The organism is Streptomyces tardus, from assembly GCF_018101125.2.
GTDB lineage: Bacteria > Actinomycetota > Actinomycetes > Streptomycetales > Streptomycetaceae > Streptomyces > Streptomyces tardus.
Window position 1 is genome coordinate 1,721,502 of record NZ_JAELVF020000001.1, and the last position, 18,812, is coordinate 1,740,313.

Annotated in this window: 13 protein-coding genes and 1 tRNA gene; 13 read left to right on the forward strand and 1 reads right to left on the reverse strand. The window is 68.9% G+C overall.

The window, feature by feature from the left end; translation table 11 throughout:
• The first annotated feature begins 21 nt into the window (after positions 1–21).
• From JGS22_RS07405 to JGS22_RS07450, 10 genes are all read left to right on the forward strand, one after another.
• Positions 22–2,838 carry an AMP-binding protein gene (locus JGS22_RS07405; RefSeq protein WP_211039510.1) on the forward strand — a complete coding sequence of 939 codons (2,817 nt, stop codon included), beginning with the start codon at positions 22–24 and terminating at the stop codon, positions 2,836–2,838.
• Positions 2,839–2,841: 3 nt separating this feature from the next.
• Entirely contained in the window at positions 2,842–3,828 is a 987-nt protein-coding gene (locus JGS22_RS07410) for a class I SAM-dependent methyltransferase (RefSeq protein ID WP_211039509.1), read from the forward strand.
• A gap of 13 nt (positions 3,829–3,841) precedes the next feature.
• Complete coding sequence (locus tag JGS22_RS07415; protein ID WP_236073070.1) at positions 3,842–5,422, forward strand: MBL fold metallo-hydrolase; 1,581 nt, start codon at positions 3,842–3,844, stop codon at positions 5,420–5,422.
• Positions 5,419–6,696, forward strand: a complete 1,278-nt coding sequence (locus JGS22_RS07420) for an ATP-grasp domain-containing protein (protein ID WP_211039507.1) — start codon at positions 5,419–5,421, stop codon at positions 6,694–6,696. Before JGS22_RS07415 ends, JGS22_RS07420 begins: the two co-directional genes overlap by 4 nt.
• A 2-nt stretch (positions 6,697–6,698) precedes the next feature.
• Positions 6,699–7,547, forward strand: coding sequence for a TauD/TfdA dioxygenase family protein (locus JGS22_RS07425; RefSeq protein ID WP_211039506.1), 849 nt, complete (start codon positions 6,699–6,701; stop codon positions 7,545–7,547).
• Positions 7,544–8,077 (forward strand): chloramphenicol phosphotransferase CPT, encoded by a 534-nt coding sequence (cpt, locus tag JGS22_RS07430; protein WP_211039505.1) that lies wholly within the window; start codon positions 7,544–7,546, stop codon positions 8,075–8,077. The genes JGS22_RS07425 and cpt overlap by 4 nt, the downstream gene beginning before the upstream one ends.
• 164 nt (positions 8,078–8,241) lie before the next feature.
• Positions 8,242–8,898, forward strand: a complete 657-nt coding sequence (locus JGS22_RS07435; protein WP_211039504.1) for an HAD family hydrolase — start codon at positions 8,242–8,244, stop codon at positions 8,896–8,898.
• 551 nt (positions 8,899–9,449) lie between these two features.
• Positions 9,450–10,595, forward strand: a complete 1,146-nt coding sequence (locus tag JGS22_RS07440) for an MFS transporter (RefSeq protein ID WP_211039503.1) — start codon at positions 9,450–9,452, stop codon at positions 10,593–10,595.
• A gap of 90 nt (positions 10,596–10,685) precedes the next feature.
• Complete coding sequence (locus JGS22_RS07445; protein WP_236073071.1) at positions 10,686–11,612, forward strand: winged helix-turn-helix transcriptional regulator; 927 nt, start codon at positions 10,686–10,688, stop codon at positions 11,610–11,612.
• Between the two features lie 157 nt (positions 11,613–11,769).
• The gene (locus tag JGS22_RS07450; RefSeq protein WP_211039501.1) at positions 11,770–12,426 is read left to right on the forward strand and encodes a 4'-phosphopantetheinyl transferase family protein; all 657 of its coding nucleotides are present in this window, start codon (positions 11,770–11,772) and stop codon (positions 12,424–12,426) included.
• A 371-nt stretch (positions 12,427–12,797) separates the two neighbouring features.
• Here the strand turns inward: JGS22_RS07450 and JGS22_RS07455 are convergent, their stop codons facing one another.
• Positions 12,798–13,085 carry a putative quinol monooxygenase gene (locus JGS22_RS07455; protein WP_211039500.1) on the reverse strand — a complete coding sequence of 96 codons (288 nt, stop codon included), beginning with the start codon at positions 13,083–13,085 and terminating at the stop codon, positions 12,798–12,800.
• A 311-nt stretch (positions 13,086–13,396) separates the two neighbouring features.
• On the opposite strand from JGS22_RS07455, the gene hrpA reads away from it, so the two are divergent.
• The 3 genes from hrpA (at position 13,397) to JGS22_RS07470 (ending at position 18,626) form a co-directional block, all read left to right on the forward strand.
• Complete coding sequence (gene hrpA / locus JGS22_RS07460; RefSeq protein ID WP_211039499.1) at positions 13,397–17,464, forward strand: ATP-dependent RNA helicase HrpA; 4,068 nt, start codon at positions 13,397–13,399, stop codon at positions 17,462–17,464.
• A gap of 103 nt (positions 17,465–17,567) precedes the next feature.
• Positions 17,568–17,642 (forward strand) — tRNA-Asp (locus tag JGS22_RS07465).
• 237 nt (positions 17,643–17,879) lie between these two features.
• Entirely contained in the window at positions 17,880–18,626 is a 747-nt protein-coding gene (locus JGS22_RS07470; protein ID WP_211039498.1) for a DUF6274 family protein, read from the forward strand.
• Positions 18,627–18,812 lie beyond the last annotated feature (186 nt).

An 18,812-nucleotide genomic window follows, 5' to 3' on the forward strand; every position in this document is an offset into this window, starting at 1 on the left:
ACTCGAAAGAGGGTGTTCTTCGTGGATCTGCCTGCGCTCGTCGCACACCACCTCGGGCAGAACGACGGCCTGGTGGCTCTGGAATCCGGCGCGCGAACCTGGTCGTACGCCGACCTCGCCGAGGCCACCAGGGCTCGCGCGGCGCAGCTGCGCCGACTCTGCCCGGACGGCGGCCGGGTCGTCGTCGTGGGCGAACACACCGCCGACGCGCTGATCTGGACGCTGTCCGTGATGCGTTCGGGACTCGTCTACACCCCGCTCAATCCCGGCCTGCCTGCCGAGCGAATACGGCAGGCGGTCCGGGTGGCGGCGCCGCGGCTCGTGGTCTGTTGTACGGCCGAGTCGCTCGATGCTCTGGGTACGGACAGCGCGGCGGAGCGGGTGCTGCCCGCCGACGACGTCATGCGGGCCGCCGCCGAGCCCGTGCCGGACGGTGCCGGGGAGGTGCCCGAGGCAGTGCCCGAGGTGTGGCCCGCAGAGGAGGTGGCGTACTCGATCTTCACGTCAGGATCCACCGGTGTGCCCAAGCTGGTGAACGTCGGCCATGCCGGGATTGAGAACCTCTGCCGCGCCCAGACCCGCCTCTTCGGGGTGAAGCCCGGCCATCGCAAGCTGCAGTTCTCCTCCCTGTCGTTCGACGCCTCCGTCGCCGAGATCCTCGTGGCGATCCACGCGGGCGCCCGGCTCGTCGTGCCGGCCGGGGACGGCGGCGGCTCCTGGCTCAGCGCGGTCGGCCACCACCTGCGGGAGAACGGCTGCGACATCATCACGTTGCCCCCTTCGGTGTACGCGCGTCTCGACGACGAGGCGCGCAAGTCGATCGGCACGGTCGTCTTCGCCGGGGAGGCCCTGACCGAGGCGGAGTTCCGCGCGGCCGCCCGTCACAGCCGGGTGCTGAACGCCTACGGCCCCTCCGAGGGCACGGTCTGCTTCAGCGTCGCCGAGCCGTCCCGCTTCACGGCCTCCATCGGCCGGCCCATTGACGGCTACACAGCCAAGGTCCACGACTCCGAGCGAGGCACCTACTCCGACGCGGGACGCGGCGAACTCGTCCTGGTCGGCCCCGGGGTGGCACTCGGCTACGAAGGGCAGCCCGCCGGCGGCGCCGGCCCTTTCGTCACGGTCGGCGGCGACACCGCTTACCACACCGGTGACGAAGTCGAGCTGCGCAGCGGCGAGTTGTTCTACCTGGGCAGACTGGACGAGCAGATCAAACGCCTCGGCCACCGGATCGGTCTGACCGATCTCGGCGGCTGGCTCGCGCAGTTGATGGACACCTCGGTCGTGCTGCTGACCGACGGCACTTCGCTGATCATGGCCCACACCGCGAAGGACCGGCCCGAGAACGAACTGAGGCAGTGGCTGCGCGACCTGCTGCCACCGTGGGAGATGCCGGACGTGCTGCTCTCGCTGCCCGAACTCCCACTCACCACCAGCGGAAAGACGGACAAGGCGGCACTGCGGGCCCTCGCCCGCGAGCCCCGTCAGTCGGCACAGGCGGACGGGGCGCGCAGTGGGGCGGGTGCCTCGGAGCCCGGCGTCCGCGACGACTGGGAGGTCGTCCGCACCATCGTGGAACGCATCGTGGGCGCTGCTGTGGAGCCCGCCGTCTCGATCTTCGACGCGGGTGCGGACTCCCTCGCACTGGTGCGGATCCAGGTGGAGCTGAACGAGATCTACGGCGAGGAGCCCGTCCAGACCGTCTTCGACCTGCTCAACTACGACTTCACCATCGAGGGATTCGTGACCGGTCTGCGGGGCCTGCCCGGTGCGCAGACCTCACCCGAGCGACAGGTGTTCGACGAGGTGGCCGGGGAGCTCGCCGGGCTTCCGGCGGCTCTCGCCGCCCTGCGCCCCGCGCCGGAGAGCGGAGCGGCCCGCCGCGACGCCATCACCGTCACGGGGGCCGGCGGCTTCATCGGCGGGCACGTCCTGGACCGGCTCATCGGCGGCGGCCAGGAGATCACCGTGGTCACCACGAGCGACCCGCGGCGCCTTGTGTCACGGCACTGCGAGCGCTTCGGGAGGAACCCCGAGGAGCTGTCGCAGATCGAGTTCCTCGGCTACGACGACGTCGAGACGCTCGCCGAGGACGCGAGCGGTTCGGACACCGTCCGGTGGGGCGCGGTCGTGCACTGCGGCTACGACGTCAACCATCTGCTGCCGTTGGAGCACCAGTTGAGCGGCAGTGTCGCCACGACCGCCGCGCTGGTGCGCGCGGCGGCGGCACTGGACGCGCCGCGCTTCGTATTCCTCTCCGCCGCCTCGGTCGGCCCGGACTTCGTGCCGCTCACCCAGGAGGCGCTGGCCGCGGTCGACGACCCGTACTCGCAGTCGAAGTTCGTCGCCGAGGCGTACATCACGGCGCTGGAAGGCGTGGGCTGCGGTGTCGACCTGGTGCGCGGCGGGCTCGTGTACGGACACAACGCCCGGGAGGGCGAGTTCCTCGACCGGGACGTGTTCGCGCAGATGCTGCGGCTCTCGCTGCAACAGGGCACGCTGCCACGGCTCGACGGCCTCGTCCCGATCTGCCACGTCTCCGACGTGGTGGACGCTCTGCTGACCGCGGCGGCATCGGACGGCACGGGCGTCCGGTCCGTACTCGTGAGCCGCACCTACGACCAACGCGACCTGCTGGACGAACTCGGTCTCGACGACAGCGCGTTGGTGAGTCCCCAGGAGTGGCTCAGCACCGTGACGGAGGCCGACACCGCCGATCTCCGCATCCTGGCGGCGCTCCGGCGGCAGCTGGGCGCGGCAGCGGGCTGGACCCAACCGGCCCGCAGTACGGATCGCGCGATCATTCGGGAACTCCGGCAGACCTATCTGGGAGCGTAGTTGATGGACACCGAGAAGGGCTGGTCCCGAGGGCAGCCTCTCGATCCGGCATTCCTCGAAGCCGAGATCAAGACCAGGACGGAGCTGCAGGCGGGCGTCTTCTCCCGCTGGGAGCGACCGGGCGGCCACTGCCTGCAGGAGGAGCTGACCGGCAGGCCCGAACGGCTCTTCGTGTTCCGGCTCGGCGAGCGCTGGTACGCCGGGTACAAGACGATCTCCGAGTACGTCCTGGACCGGGACATGCCGGGCATCTTCTGCAGCCGCGTGTACTGGCACAACGTCGTGGGCGAGCTGGAGGCCTTCCGCAGCTCGGCCACCGATGCGCGGGTCGCTTTCCGGCCCCTGGACGAAACGGCGCGCAGGGCGGTGTTCGACGCGATCACCCCGCTCACCGAGCTCGTCCACCCCTTCGCCAAGCAGCGGGAACAGGGCGTCGAGAAAACGAGCCCGTCCGACGGGTGGCTGGTCAGCGATGAGCGCGATGCCTTCCTGAGCATGGGCGAGGAGCACATACGCCGCTACACCAAGGACCGCTTCGGTGCGCGGTTCTGCGCGCTCACCGAGGACGTCGTCGCCTACGACCCAGCCTGTTCGACGGGCCGGTTCCTGTCCGACTTCGCGACGCTGAACCCGGCGCGGATCAGGACGGTCGGCCAGGACGTGAGCCGGGAGATGGTCGCGTACGCCAAGGGGCGCCTGGAGCGGGTGCACCACGGCGATGCGGTGAACCCGGCGGTCGAACCGGGCAGCGCCGAGATCGTTTTCAGCCGGTTCCTCAACTCCGAGGTGGTATCGACGGTTCGGGCGCGGGAGATGCTGCCGAAGCTCGCAGCCACCCTGCGGCCGGGGGGCTCGATGGTTCTGCTGGGTCACAGCCCCGTTCTGCTCGACGCCCTCGACCTGGCGGGAGCGGGCCTTCGGGTGCTGCAGGCCACCGCACGCCAGGACGACTGTGTGTTCCAGTACTACGTCTGCGAATCCGGAGACTGATATGCCCCTGTCGTTGAAGAGGAATGTCATCGCGGAGCCGGCCGTCGCCGGGTGGTACGCGTGGTCGTACCTGCTGCCTCCGCACACGCTGGCGAAGTACCTGAAGCACCACTACAGGAACATCGTCGAGTCCTACCTGGACGAGCCCGAGGCACACCGCACAGCGCTGAAGCAGCCTCGATTCCAGGGCGGCCCCTTCGTGCACGAGCAGGAGGGCTCGTACGAGAAGGTCAGGGACTGGTACGAGTCCTCGCGCGAGGAGATAGGCCCGCTCCTCGAACTCGCGGACGCCATCGACGAGTTGGAGCAGAAGGTCCTGCCCGGGCTGACCGGTGCCTCCATGGAGTCGGTCTACGGCACGCTCCCGGAGCCACTCGCGGGCCGGGTGGAGCTGTTCTACAACCGCGACAACCGCACGCCCGACTACCGGTTCATCGAACCGTTGCTCTACGCCTCCTCCTACTCCGACCCGGGACTGCAGCAGGTCCGGTTCTCCACCATCCACCAGGACGCCCGGCAGTTCGCTCTGACGACGCCGGTGCTCGAGTACACGCCCGACCAGGTCCTGGTGACCGTGCCGTTGGACTCGCCGCTGCTCGACAAGGTCTTCGCCGGCGGCCTCGAACCCCGAGAACTGGACGGGATCGCCGCAGAGTTGGGCCTCGACGGGGAGCGCGCGGACACCTTCAGGGGCTTCTTCGAGGAGACTCCCGAGCCGGCCGCCGCGCAGGACGCCCCGGACACCATCGAGTACGTCGGCCACGCCTGCGTGTTCGTCCGGCACCAGGGGACCACGTTCCTGGTCGACCCGGTGATCAGTTACAGCGGCTACTCGCACGAGAGCGACGGCAGGTTCACCTTCGACGACCTGCCCGAGCGAATCGACTATGTGATGATCACCCACAACCATCAGGACCACATGCTCCTGGAGACCCTGCTGAAGATCCGGCACCGGGTCGGGCGGGTCGTCATCGCGAAGTCCGCCAACTCCAGCCTCGTGGACCCGGACCTGAAGCGGATCCTGACCGGTCTGCGCTTCCACGACGTCGTGGAGCTCGACGACCTCGAATCGATCGACACCCCCGGCGGCTCCATCACCGCGCTGCCGTTCCTCGGCGAGCACGGCGACATCCGCATCCGCACCAAGTGCGGCTGGCTGCTCGACCTGGACGGCACGCGGGTCCTGTTCGCCGCCGACTCCACCAACATCTCGCCGCAGCTGTACGCGCGGATCACGGCGACGGTGGGCCGGGTGGACACGGTGTTCATCGGGATGGAGAGCGTCGGTGCCCCGGTCAGCTGGCTGTACGGTCCGCTGTTCCCCGAGAAGCTGGAGCGCAGGATCGACGCGGGGCGCCGCCTCAAGGGCAGCAACTTCGAGCAGGGGGCGGCGATCGTCGACACTCTCCGGGCCCGCTCGGTCTACGTGTACGCGATGGGCCAGGAGCCCTGGCTGGGCGCGGTGATGTGTGTCGAGTACGACGAGACCCACCCGGCGATGATCGACAGCGACAAACTCGTCGCGTACGTCGAGGAGCGAGGCGGCGTCGCCAAACGGCTCTTCCTGCACGAGTCGATCGCGGTGCGCCCGTGAGGTCCGCCAAGCGGCACGTCGTCCACATCGGCTTCCACGCCTCCGAGGCGCACACGATCGACTTCGACGCCGATCATGTGACGGCCGTGATGGCGCGCGGCAGCAGGTCGCGGCTGCCCGACGAGCTGGCTTCTCGGTTCGCCCGAATCGCCCTCCTGGACCTGCCGGACTCGACGGACCTGGAGACCTACGACCGCGCCATCGACCGCATGCGCGAGCTCGTCGACGAGCTCGCTGCCGACTTCGGCCCCCCCGACGCGATCGTGGCGCTGTACGAGCACACGACACTGCCGGCCGCGCGGCTGCGTGAACACTTCGAGGTCTCCGGCACGAGCGTGCGTACCGCACTGCTGTGCAGGGACAAGGTGCCGATGAAGGAGGCGCTGGCATCCGCGGGCGTGCCCGTGCCGCGCTTCCTGGCCGTGAGCCCGCGGACCTGGAACAACGAACTCAGCGATTTCGTCGGGCAGTTGCCGCCCGGGCCGATCGTGCTCAAGCCACGCAGCCAGGGCGCGAGCATAGGGGTGCGCATCCTGGAGAGCGGTACCGAACTGCTGGCCCTCGCCGCGGAAGGCGGCATCGAGGAGGGGTACGAGGTCGAGGAGTTCGTGCAGGGTTCGATCTACCACATCGACGGCGTCGTGCGCGACGGCGACCTGCGCTGGTTCTGCACCTCCCGCTACCTGGACACCTGCTTCAACTTCCAGCACGGCAACCAGCCGCTGGCCGCGGTGAGTTCGGACGACCCGGAACTCACCGAGCGGATGCGGACGTTCACCGCACAGGTCCTGCACGCCCTGGCGCTGACGGAGAGCACTTTCCATCTGGAGCTTTTCCACACGCCCGACGACCGGCTGGTCTTCCTGGAAATCGGCAACCGCTTCGGCGGCGCGGGCATCTCCTGGCACCAGCGCACAGTCTTCGGCGTCGACCTCGCCAAGGAGGCGGTGCTGGCCTGCATGGGCTTGCCGTCTGAGGTGGCCACGCCCAGGACCATGCTGGACACACCGGGCCACGGCGCCTCCGGGTGGCTGTACATGCCTCTGGACCCGGACGGGCCCGTCCGGGTCCTCGACGTCACCGGCGTTGATGAACTGCCCAGCACTGTCCTGAGCGCCGATATCCCCGAGGTGGGCGATGTGTTGAACGGACGCGGCAACGTCTGGCGCACCGGTGGCCGGTTCCTGGTCGGCGGATCGTCCGAGGCCTCGGTCGAGGAGAGCATGGGGCGGATCGTCGACACCTACACAGTCACTACGACGGCGGGAGACTAGCCATGGCACGCAGCAGGCTCGGCACACACCTCGGTGTGGTCGTCGACGGCTACCGGATGGATCCCGCAGTACCGGGATTCAGAGACTTCGTGCTGGAGTTGCTGCTGCAACACAAGGTGGTTTTCTTCAAGAACCAGCACTTCAGCCCGGCCACCTTCGCGGAGATGGTGGGGCAGCTCGGCAAGAAGGAGGTGCACCCCTTCCGCTCGGATGCCGACGTGATCCCCGGGATCTCCCCGTTCCAGCCGTACCCCGAGCATCCGGAGATCACCGGCATCCATCACGACGAGAAGATCACCGGAAACCTCAACGCCTGGCACAGCGACCTCAACTGGCGGGAGGTGCCGCCGTTCGCCTCGGTCCTGCGGGCGGTGCGGACCCCTCCCCAGGGGGGCGACACGGTCTGGGCCAACATGGCCAAGGCGTACGACTCGCTGAGCGACTCGGTCAAGTCCGAGCTCGACGAACTACGGGTCGTGCACGACTGGGTGCAGATCTACCGCTCCGCCTTCAAGGACAAGGAGGAGGAGCTCCGCCGGATGCAGGAGAGGTTCCCCGCCCAGTCGCACCCGCTGGTGCTCGCCCACCCCCTGACGGGGGAAAAGCTGCTGTTCTCCAACAAGGTCTCCGGCGTCCGCATCGAGGGGGTCGGCGAGGAGGAGAGCCGCCGCGTTCTCGACCTGGTCCACCGGCTCGCCTGGCGGCCGGAGTTCCAGTGCCGCTTCCCGTGGGAGGAGGGGGACGTGGCGATCTGGGACAACATCGCGACCCAGCACTACGCGGTCTCCGACTACTGGCCGCACGTACGCAAGATGGAACGCATCATCCTGGAAGGTATACCGATCAAGTGACGACACAGATCATCGTTATCAACGGCGGGTCCAGCTCGGGGAAGAGCGGCATCACCCGCTGTCTGAAGGCCATTCTTCCGCTGCCCTGGATCAGTCTCGGGGTGGACGACCTCATCGAGGCGCTGCCGGCGAAGATGATGCAGAGCGACGGGGGCGTCGAACTGGGCAACGACGGAGAGGTCGAGGTCGGTGCGAGCTTCCGCGAGGCCGAGGCCGCCTGGACGGCGGGCATCGCTGCCATGGCACGGGCCGGGGCCCGGGTCATCATCGACGACGTCTTCCTGGGGGGCAGGAGTTCGCAGGACCGTCTGCGCGGGCACTTGGAGGGCCTCGACGTGATCTGGGTCGGCGTCCGGTGCGACGCCGAGATCGCGGCGGGGCGGGAGACCGCCCGCGGGGACCGCGTGTCCGGGATGGCGGCCTCACAGGCCGAGAAGGTACACGAGGGCGTGGAGTACGACGTCGAGGTCGACACCAGTCACACCGAGTCCCTGCAGTGCGCCCGCACCATCGCGAAGCACGTGGTCTGATCCGACCGGGCGCCGCTCGAACGGCGCTCCACGGCTTCGGCCGATCGTTCGCCGGTGCGCGCGGTCGGCCGAAGCCGGTTCGCCGCTGCCTCTGCTGTTGCCGTTCCCGATGCCGTTCCTGATGCCGTTCCCGCTGTCGTCGTCCTGAGGGTGAGTGGTCACGCGTGAAGAAGTTCGTCATATTCGATCTCGACGACACGCTGGTGGACAGCGTCGGCGGGATCGACCGCTGGTTCGTCGAGCTGGCCGAGCAGCGGGAGTTGGGCCCGGAGGGGCTGGCCTTCCTGCGCGACGAGCAGCAGCGGCCGGTCTCTCCCGAAGTGACGTTCCGTACTATCGTGGACCGTTTCGGGTTCGCCGAAGCGCCCTCCGAACTACGGCGACTGTTCTGGCAGCGGTGGCCCCACCTCGTCCTGACGTTCGACGGTGTGCCGCACAACCTGCGCCGGCTGCGTGAACACGGCTGGCGGACCGCGCTGTTGACCAACGGCCGGGAGGATCAGCAGCGTCCCAAGATGCGCGACAACCTGGGCGACTGCTTCGACGTGCTCTGCTTCGCCCATGACGAGGAAGTGAGCAAGCCCGATCCGGAGTCCTTCCGGATCGTCGAGCGCCGTGCCGCCACGGCGCTCGAGGGCGCCTGGATGGTCGGCGACTCCTTGGAGGACGACATCGCGGGTGCCGCCGCGCTGGGCATGCGGACGATCTGGGTCTCGGGGGGCAAGGAGCTGCCGACCCACGGGGTCCTGCCCGACGAGGTCGTCAAGACGGTCAACGAAGCCTTTCCGATCCTGTTGTCGCAGCCCCTTGGAGCCGCGTGAGCAGGTGCCGAGCGCTCGCACCGGGAACGGGAGCTTGCTCATGGCCCCGGGAGCGCCGGGTGATGGCGTGCCCGGGCCCGGCCGCTCCCGCTCCACCGGGAGCCGGAACGGGCACGAACGCGCGGATAGACGCTTCGTCACCCGGGTAATTTTCCCGCGGCGAGGGACCGGTGCTTGAGGAAATCCACATTCCCGCTGTTCAAGGCGTTCCCTGCTGCTTCGACCCGCTGCCGAACAGTCCAGGCCATGAAAGCGCAAGACTGGGTTCCATAACCGGCAAACGAATCCAAGACAGTGTGACATGCGTCACATCAGCGATTCGATTCGTTCCATTTTGGCCGCACTTCGTGGCGCATCCGACGAAGCAGACAGTCCGATATGACTGACTTCCGAGTCGGGTCCGATTTACGGTGAACCCGTTGACAGCTCTGTGGTGGTTCGGTCAAAATCAGGCCAGTTGAGATCGACCATGACTTATTGCTGCTTGATGGCGTGGAGGGATACACGTCCTTGCCGCCACGGGGGTCCTTTTGTCGCTCAAAATATACCTATTGTTCCAGACGCTTATTGAGCGATTTCTCCTCTTCGCCATTCCTCTCATGGTGTTCCGCGCCACCGGCAGCGTGCAGTCGTCGGGCGTTGCCTTCTTAGTCGAGTGGCTGCCGACAATTGTGATGCTTCCACTCACCGGGATCATCGTGGACCGCTACGGCGTACGGAATGTCTTCGTGGGGGCGAACGCGATCCGACTGGCCGTCTGCTTCCTGTTCTTCGGCCTTCTCCTGGGGTCCGAGAACGCCGTTGCCTACATCATCGTCGGCGGGATTCTCTCCCTCTTCAACCTGTTCGCGTACGTCGCCTTCGAGAAGCACATCACCACGCTTGACAGTGAAGGCGAGGTGGCGAAAACATTCTCCTTCTTCCAGTTCAACCAGCAGGCGATGCAGGTGATCGTACCCATCTTTGGTGCGTGGGTCGTCGTGCATACGGCACCACATCTGCTCTTCCTTGTCTCGGCGCTGAGCTATCTGGCGCTTCTACTGTTGGCCAGGAGCATTCCGAGCGATGAGCACCGGAGCCGGGTGTCGCTCAGGAACACTCTTCCCGCCATCAGGGACGCCTTCCGGTTCGTCGCCACCAGCGTCACGCTGCGCTGGCTCGGCATCCTGATGATGTCGACGAACTTCGCCTTCGGCCTCATGTACACCGCACTGCCCGACCTGGTCCTGAACATCGAGGGCGAGTCCGAGGTGTATCTCGGCGGTGTCTACGGACTGGCGGCCGTGGTGTCGTTCGCCTACTTCGTGTCAGGCTCGAAGATCGCGGAGAAAAAGCTGGTCAGGCCGTTGGGCGTCATCGCCGCCGTGGTGATCCCGGCCAGCCCGATGCTGCTCGCCTTCTCCACCGGTGTGCCTGTGCTCGCGCTGGCGTTCTGCCTCGTCGCAGGGCCTCTGGTGGCCTTCTCCGTGCATGCGCGAGTGATCCGGAACGCGGCCATGCCGGCGGAGAACTACGCGCTGACCATCTCCATCACCATGATCCTCTCGCTGCTCGGGCTTCCGCTGGCGGGCGGCTACATCGCCCTCGTCACGTCTCACCTCTCGGTGCCGACAGCCATCGTCTGCGCCTCCGCCGTGGCTCTCCTCCTCTCGGTGACCAGCCTCCGCGCGATGCGGCCCAGTTATGAGAATGCCTAGATCCGACGCCTCAGTTGTCTGCCCGCCCCAGGAGAAGAACCAATGCCAGAAACTCCAGGCCACGAACCGGAAACAAGATTCCAGATCGCGATGAGTTCCCTGCTGCAGGCCGACTCGCCGCGTTTCGGAATCGATCTGGAGCATGTACGAAGGCTGGCGGAGAGCGACGCGGAGTTCCAGCCGATCCTGGTGCACCGAAAAACGTTGCGCATAGTGGACGGAACGCATCGGGTCCACGCGATGAAGCTGCGAGGCCGAGACACGATCGCCGCGCAGTGGTTCGAGGGCGACGAAAGCGCCGCGTTCACCCTCGCAGTGGAGTCCAACGTGCGGCACGGGCTTCCGCTGTCACGGGAGGAGAGAAAACAGGCCGCGCTGCGAATCCTCCGCTATCACCCGGAGTGGTCCGACCGCAGCATCGCCAAGATGAGTGGTCTGAACCCCAAGAGCGTGGCGGCCGTCCGGCGGCAGTCCGACGAGGGAAACGTACGGCCGGAAGTCCGGATCGGTTGTGACGGCCGGGCCCGGCCGTCGAGCACGGCGGCGGGACGGGCAGCGGCAGCCGAGATGATCCAGCAGAACCCAACGGCCTCTCTTCGAGAGGTCGCCCGGAAGACCGGCATCTCCGTGGGTACCGTGCGCGATGTTCGGCAGCGCCTGGCCAACGGCCAGAAACCTGTTCCCGACAGACAGCGCAATGGGTACACGGAAGACCGCACGAGTTTGTCGTCCGTGGTCGGCAGGCGAACCGTGAGTTCCGTTTCGGATCACGCGCAACGGATGGATCTGTTCGACCGGATCCGCAAGGACCCGTCACTCCGGCTCAACGAGAACGGGAGATTCGTCCTACACCAGTTGCGGACGCAGTTGTACAGCACCGAGGACTGGAAACGTCTCGCCCCGGCCATTCCGACGCACGGCAGGAGTGCTGTCGCCGAGATTCTCTCAGCCTGCGCGGACGACCTCCTGGGGGTAGCCGAAGAACTGCGCAAGGTCGAGGACTCACTGGCCGGCTGAACCTCGACTGCCGCGTGAACTGTGGTCGTCGGTTTCGCGGCCCGGCAGGTTCGCTCGGATTCGAATCGTCGAAGCCGCGGACAGCCGCAACCGCCTGCCGAACTTTCACGTCCGTCTCTCCGCAGGCCCACGCTGCGCGCTGGATCGAGGTTGAAGCATGCTCGACCGCGTTGTTCCGCCGTCGGTGCGCTGGGCGCATGCCTTCGAGGACTGTCTCGACGTCGAGTTGTCACCGCAGGAGCGAGCCGTCGTCGCCGGCGCCGGCGCCCGCCGCAAGGCCGAGTTCGCCACCGTTCGGGCGTGCGCGCGCGACGCGCTGGCGACACTTGGCTGCGCGCCCGTACCGCTGCTGCCCGGCGAGTACGGCGCGCCCCAGTGGCCGGACGGCATCGTCGGCAGCATGACGCATTGCACCGGGTACCGCGCCGCTGCGGTGGCGAGCGCCGCGGACGTGGCCACCCTCGGCATCGACGCAGAGCCTCATGAAGCCCTGCCCGAGCGGGTGCTGGGGGCCATCGCCCGCGCCGAGGAGCTCGCCATGGTGGCGGCGCTGCCCACGACGGAGGGCATCGCGTGGGACCGCGTCCTCTTCAGCGCCAAGGAGGCCGTCTACAAGGCCTGGTTCCCCCTGGCCCGCAGATGGCTGCACTTCAGGGAGGCGACGGTGACGATCGCCCCCGAAGGCACGTTCACAGCCCGGCTGCACACCAGCGGCCCCGAACTGTTCGGCCGCCCGCTCACCTCATTCGACGGACGGTGGACCGCCGACGAGAGCCTGGTCACGACCGCGATCACCGTCGAACGCCGTGCCTGACCCGCGCGGTCACCCGGAGTGCGCGTGGCACTCCGGTCTCGCCGGCGCACCCCGCTCACGCCCAACTCCCCTTGTGCACGGCTCGATCAGCGCACTCCCCCGGCACGGGCGAAAGGCTTCCACGCGGCTGTTCTGCGCCCTGCCGACGAGAACACTCCTGCTGTGGAATCAGCGGCAGCAGATTCCGGCCGAGAAGGCAGTGGGGCATGGCGGGTGCTCAACCGAAATGCGGCGCCTGGACGCAGAGGGGCACCGGCTGCGCCCGGAAAACGTTGAAGGGCGCAAGCCGGTGCGGCCTCCGTCGTGGCGAGTGGTCCTCCTGCCCCGCGCGGAAGCACAAGACCCCCGGCGCCAGGCTTCGCGAGCCCCGCTCAGGTCAACGGGCGGACGTCGGCCACGTCGTACTCGGCCACCGAGGCGGACCGGATCTCCGCGGTCTGCTCCTCTCCCGGGCCGCTGCCCCTGAACGCCTCCACCGCCTCGACCGAATCCCACCGCTCGAAGACGACCACCCGCGCCGGATCCACCAGGTCCGCGGTGATCGCGAAGTCCAGGCAACCGGCTGTGCCCCGGGCCTGCTCGACCACCGCGGCACAGCCGGCGAGATACGCCTCGCGCTGCGCCGGATCAACTTCCACATGTCCCGCGACGATCACCACGGCGCTGCTCCCTCTGCTCGGTTCGCTCCTGTCACATTCGCTCCTGTCACAGGGGTACGACGCCGCAGCCGCACCGAACTCATCGGTGAGCGGCGCTCACGCCCGCACCCGCCCACCCGTGCTCACGCCCGTACACCTCGCGCCATCCGCTGCCCCGCAGACAGCGACCCGGCCGCGGCCGAGCTGCGCTCCCGACACGCCCCCGACCGCGGCCCGGCACCGCTCCTGCGGCCGGTGTCGAGCACCCCCGGCGGGTGCCGTCGCAAATCCACTCGCGGTCCCATGCGCCCGAATGGGATGCTGGGGCCCGTATGTCCAGCGCACCTGCCCTCAGCCATGCCGCCCTCGCCGCGCGGCTCTCCGAACTGCCTCCGCGGGACTCCCGCAGGCTCGGCCGCCGTCTGGAGGGCGCGCGGCGCATCCGCACACCGCAGGCCCAGCAGTCCGTGCTGTCCGAGATCGCCGCCGAGGCCGACCGGGCCGAGCAGCGGCTCGACGCACGGCGTGCCGCGCTGCCGGAGGTGAGTTACCCCGAGCAGCTGCCGGTCAGCCAGAAGAAGGACGACATCCTGGCCGCGATCCGCGACCACCAGGTGGTGATCGTCGCGGGCGAGACCGGGTCGGGCAAGACGACCCAGATTCCCAAGATCTGCCTGGAGCTCGGCCGCGGCATCAAGGGCACGATCGGGCACACCCAGCCGCGCCGGATCGCGGCGCGGACGGTGGCCGAGCGGGTGGCCGAGGAGCTGAGCACCCCGCTCGGCGAGGCGGTGGGCTGGAAGGTCCGCTTCACCGACCAGGTGAAGGACACCACGCTGGTCAAGCTGATGACGGACGGCATCCTGCTCGCCGAGATCCAGACGGACCGGGATCTGCTGCGCTACGACACGATCATCATCGACGAGGCGCACGAGCGCAGCCTCAACATCGACTTCCTGCTCGGTTACCTCGCCCAACTGCTGCCCAGGCGCCCGGATCTGAAGGTCGTCATCACCTCGGCGACCATCGATCCCGAACGTTTCTCGCGGCACTTCGGCGACGCCCCGATCATCGAGGTGAGCGGCCGGACGTACCCGGTGGAGGTGCGCTACCGGCCCCTGCTGGAGGAGGGGTCGGAGGAGCCGGACCGCGACCAGGTCACCGCTATCTGCGAGGCGGTCGACGAGCTCCAGGCGGAGGGCCCGGGCGACGTGCTGGTCTTCCTCTCCGGCGAGCGGGAGATCCGGGACACCGCAGACGCGTTGGAGAAACGCCGGCTCGGGCACACCGAGATCCTGCCGCTGTACGCACGGCTCTCCCACGCCGAGCAGCACCGAGTCTTCCAGCGCCACAGCAACCGCCGCGTCGTACTGGCCACCAACGTCGCGGAGACCTCGCTCACCGTGCCGGGCATCAAGTACGTCGTCGACCCGGGCAACGCCCGCATCTCCCGCTACAGCCACCGCACCAAGGTCCAGCGGCTGCCGATCGAGCGGGTCTCCCAGGCCAGCGCCAACCAGCGCAAGGGGCGTTGCGGTCGCACCTCGGACGGCATCTGCATCCGGCTCTACAGCGAGGACGACTTCCGCGCGCGACCGGAGTTCACGGACGCGGAGATCCTGCGCACCAACCTCGCCTCGGTCATCCTCCAGATGACGGCGGCGGGGCTCGGCGAGATCGAGCGGTTCCCCTTCATCGATCCACCGGACCACCGCAGCATCAAGGCGGGCGTCCAACTCCTGGAGGAGCTGGGCGCGTTGGAGGCGGGCAGCGCGGGCAAGCCGGTCAAGCAGCAGGGCGGGCGCAAGGGCCGCGTGCTGACCGACACCGGCCGACGGCTCGCCCAGCTGCCGGTCGACCCGAGGCTGGGCCGAATGGTGCTGGAGGCCGACAGCAACGGCTGTGTGCGCGAGGTCATGGTGATCGCCGCCGCGCTCTCGCTCCAGGACCCGCGCGAGCGTCCGAGCGACAAGCAGCAGCAGGCCGACCAGCAGCACGCCCGCTTCCGGGACGAGACCAGCGATTTCCTCGCCTTCCTCAATCTGTGGCGGTACCTCAAGGAGCAGCAGCGCGAGCTGTCCAGCTCCGCCTTCCGCCGGATGTGCAGGGCCGAGTACCTGAACTACCTGCGGATACGCGAGTGGCAGGACATCTACGCCCAGTTGCGGCAGACCGCGCGGACCATGAAGGTCGAGCTCAACGAGGCGGACGCGGCCGACGACGCGATCCACCGCTCGCTGCTGGCCGGCATGCTGTCGCACATCGGCCTCAAGGACCCGGAGAAGAACGAGTACGGCGGCGCGCGCGGCGCCCGGTTCGCCGTCTTCCCCGGCTCCGCGCTCTTCAAGAAGCAGCCGCGCTGGCTGATGTCGGCCGAGCTGGTGGAGACCTCGCGGCTGTGGGCCCGGGTCAACGCGAAGATCGACCCCGACTGGATCGAGCCGATCGCCGGGCATCTGGTCAAGCGCACCTACAGCGAGCCGCACTGGGAGCAGAAGCAGGCCGCCGTGATGGCGTACGAGAAGGTCACGCTCTACGGCGTGCCGGTAGTCGCCCAGCGCAAGGTCAACTACGGCCGCATCGACCAGGAGACCAGCCGCGACCTGTTCATTCGCAACGCCCTGGTGGAGGGCGACTGGCGCAACCACCACCAGTTCTTCCAGGACAACCGCAAACTCCTGGGCGAGGTCGAGGAGTTGGAGCACCGCGCCCGCCGCCGCGACATCATGGTGGACGACGAGACGCTCTACGACTTCTACGACCAGCGCATCCCCGAGCAGATCGTCTCCGGCGCGCACTTCGACTCCTGGTGGAAGAGCAAGCGCCGGGAAGAACCCGATCTGCTGAACTTCGAGAAGTCCATGCTCATCAACGAGCGTGCCGGGGAGATCAGCCGGGCCGACTATCCGGACACCTGGCGGCAGGGCGCGCTCAAGCTGCGGGTGACCTACCAGTTCGAGCCCGGCGCGGACGCGGACGGCGTCACCGTGCACGTACCGCTCCAGGTCCTCAACCAGGTGCGGCCGGACGGTTTCGACTGGCAGATCCCCGGGCTGCGCGCCCAGGTCGTCACCGAGCTGATCCGCTCGCTGCCGAAGGCGATCCGCCGCAACTTCGTCCCGGCCCCGGACTTCGCCCGGCGCTTCCTGAAGCTGCTCGCCGACGCCGGCCAGGACCCGGCTGCGGCTCCCGCCGAGCCGCTGACGGCCGTGCTGTCCCGGGAGTTGGTGCGGCTGACCGGTGTGCGCTTCGACGCCGGGGACTTCGGCTGGGAGAAGGTGCCCGATCATCTCCGCGTCACCTTCCGGGTGGTGGACGAGCGGCGCCGCAAAGTCGGCCCCGACGCCGAGAGCAAGGACATCCAGACGCTCGTGCTGCGGTTCAAGCCCAAGGCGCAGGAGGCACTGACCCGGGCCTTCGAGGCGTCCGAGGTCCGTACTCGCACGAAGGGCCGCGCCGACGGCAAGCAGCCCGCGTCCGCCGAGGAGACGCCCGCACCCAGGCAGCGCACCGGTCTGACGTCCTGGACGATCGGCTCCCTGGAGCGCACGTTCGAGACCCGTCGCGCGGGCCAGCCGGTCAGGGCGTACCCGGCCGTGGTCGACGACGGCGAGAAGGCCGGGACCGTCTCGGTTCGCCTCTTCGACAGCGAGCAGGAGCAGTTGGCGGCGATGCGGGTCGGCACCCGCCGGCTGATCCTGCTCAACCTCCCCTCGGACCCGGCCAGATTCGCGCTCGGAAAGCTCGACAACCGGCAGAAGCTGGCGCTCTCCAGCACTCCGCACGGCAGCGTCCAGGCGCTCTTCGCCGACTGTGTGTCCGCCTCGGTCGACCGTCTGGTGGCGGTGCACGGCGGCCCGGCGTGGGACGAGGCCGCGTTCCGCAAGCTGTTCGACGCGGTGCGCGCGGACGTCGTGGACGCCACCCTGGGCGCCGTCGCCCAGGTGCGGGAGGTGCTGGCCGCCTGGCAGTCCTGCGAACGCCGCATGAAATCGCCGCCGTTGGTCTCCAGCACGACCCTCGCCCCCTCGGTGGCGGACGTGCGGGCCCAGCTGACCGCTCTCGTACCGCCCGGCTTCGTGACCGCGCACGGCGCCCGTCGTCTGCCCGATCTGCGGCGTTATCTGGTCGCCGCGGACCGGCGGTTGCAGCAGCTGCCCAACAACGCCCAGCGCGACGCCGCGCGGACGGCGAAGGTGGCGGAGATGCAGGACGAGTACGCCTGGCTGCTGGAGCAGTTCCCGCCCGACCGACCGGTGCCGGAGGCGGCCGGGGAGATCCGCTGGATGATCGAGGAGCTGCGGGTGAGCTACTTCGCGCACGCGCTCGGCACGGCGTATCCGGTGTCCGACAAGCGGATCGTGAAGGCCGTGGACGCCGCCGTCCCGGCCGCCCGGTGACCGGAACGGACCCCGCTCGGGAGGCCCGCTCGAACGGATTCGCGCCGGGCGGCTGACCTGCTGTACAGTCTGGTTTCGCGCCAAGGAAAGCGGCGCGAAACCTGGTCCTGTGGAGCAGCTTGGAGTGCTCGCCACCCTGTCAAGGTGGAGGCCGCGGGTTCAAATCCCGTCAGGACCGCATTACTGAGGGGCGTCTCGTTCGCGAGGCGCCCCTCAGGCGTGTACGGGCAGCCGCGCAGATCCGCTCGAACGGGCGCCCCGCACAGGCCGCACCCAGGGGTGTCGGACGGCCCCCGAACCCTCAACTGCGCGGTGTACGGACCGGGTTGGTCCGCTTCGTCCGTACGAGAGCTTCCACCCGCAGTCTTGACTCGGCTACGCAGCGCGAGTACCTCTGCTACCAGGAGGTGTCAGCATGGCGACAGCCCGGGGGCCCCGGCAGCACCGGCGGCACAGCACGAAGGCCCTGCTCCGCGCGCATCTGTCCGCCGCCGCGCGGCTCGGCCCGCACTCGACGCCGCGCTGCGCGGTCTGCCACAGACTGCGCCGCCTGGCGGCCGAGCATCCCGTCGAGCCGTTCGGGTCGGCCGTGCCCTTCGTGCCGGCCACCCCGCCCGCGCCCTCCGCCCGCCTCGACGCGCCCGGCCGCGGCCCGGAGCCCGCACCGCGGCAGCCCGAACCACCCGCCCTCCCCGGCGACTTCGAGCCTCGCGAGCCCGGTGCCGACGGGCAACGGGTCGGCGGCTCAGCACCTCGCGAGCCCGGCGCCGGCGGGTCCGAGCCTCGCGAAACCGGGCGGCGCGAACCCCGGGCCGCCGGGCCCGTCGGCACCGCCCAACCCGTGCTGCCCGCAGGGCAGTCGGAGCCCACGGGTCCGCGCGGACCCGCGCAGCCGCCCGCCGTCACCCGCGGGCCGACAACCCTCGGCGAGGAGAGCGGAACGCGCGACCGGCACTCCGGCAGCCTCGTCGACGCCGTGCGGTTCACCGCTCCGCATCCGGCCGACACCGCACCACTCGCCGAGATACCGGCCGTCCACCCCCTACGGCCCTCTGCTCCCGCCCTGACCTCTCCCCGGGGAGCGGACGACTCCACGACCGCGGAGGCCGCCACAGCGGCCGTACGCGCCACACAGGAGCCGTACGGATCACGGGGCGCCTGACGGCCCGTACGGCGCCGTGCACGCGACTCCACGCACCGCCGTGCTCCGCCGAGCGCGCACCCCGCCACCCGCTCACCCCGGGAGGGAGCAGTGCGTTGACCGCGCAGGAGCGGTCCCGGACGCGCGGTCGGTCGGCAGCACGACGAACCGGCCGTCGAACCGGTCTCGAACGCCGGCGCGTCGCGG

Excerpts from the sequence above, each read along its gene's own strand:
- JGS22_RS07410 (WP_211039509.1), top strand. The coding sequence starts at position 2,842 with ATGGACACCGAGAAGGGCTGGTCCCGAGGGCAGCCTCTCGATCCGGCA.
- JGS22_RS07425 (WP_211039506.1), top strand. The coding sequence starts at position 6,699 with ATGGCACGCAGCAGGCTCGGCACACACCTCGGTGTGGTCGTCGACGGC.
- JGS22_RS07445 (WP_236073071.1), top strand. The coding sequence starts at position 10,686 with ATGAGTTCCCTGCTGCAGGCCGACTCGCCGCGTTTCGGAATCGATCTG.
- JGS22_RS07450 (WP_211039501.1), top strand. The coding sequence starts at position 11,770 with ATGCTCGACCGCGTTGTTCCGCCGTCGGTGCGCTGGGCGCATGCCTTC.
- hrpA (WP_211039499.1), top strand. The coding sequence starts at position 13,397 with ATGTCCAGCGCACCTGCCCTCAGCCATGCCGCCCTCGCCGCGCGGCTC.
- JGS22_RS07470 (WP_211039498.1), top strand. The coding sequence starts at position 17,880 with ATGGCGACAGCCCGGGGGCCCCGGCAGCACCGGCGGCACAGCACGAAG.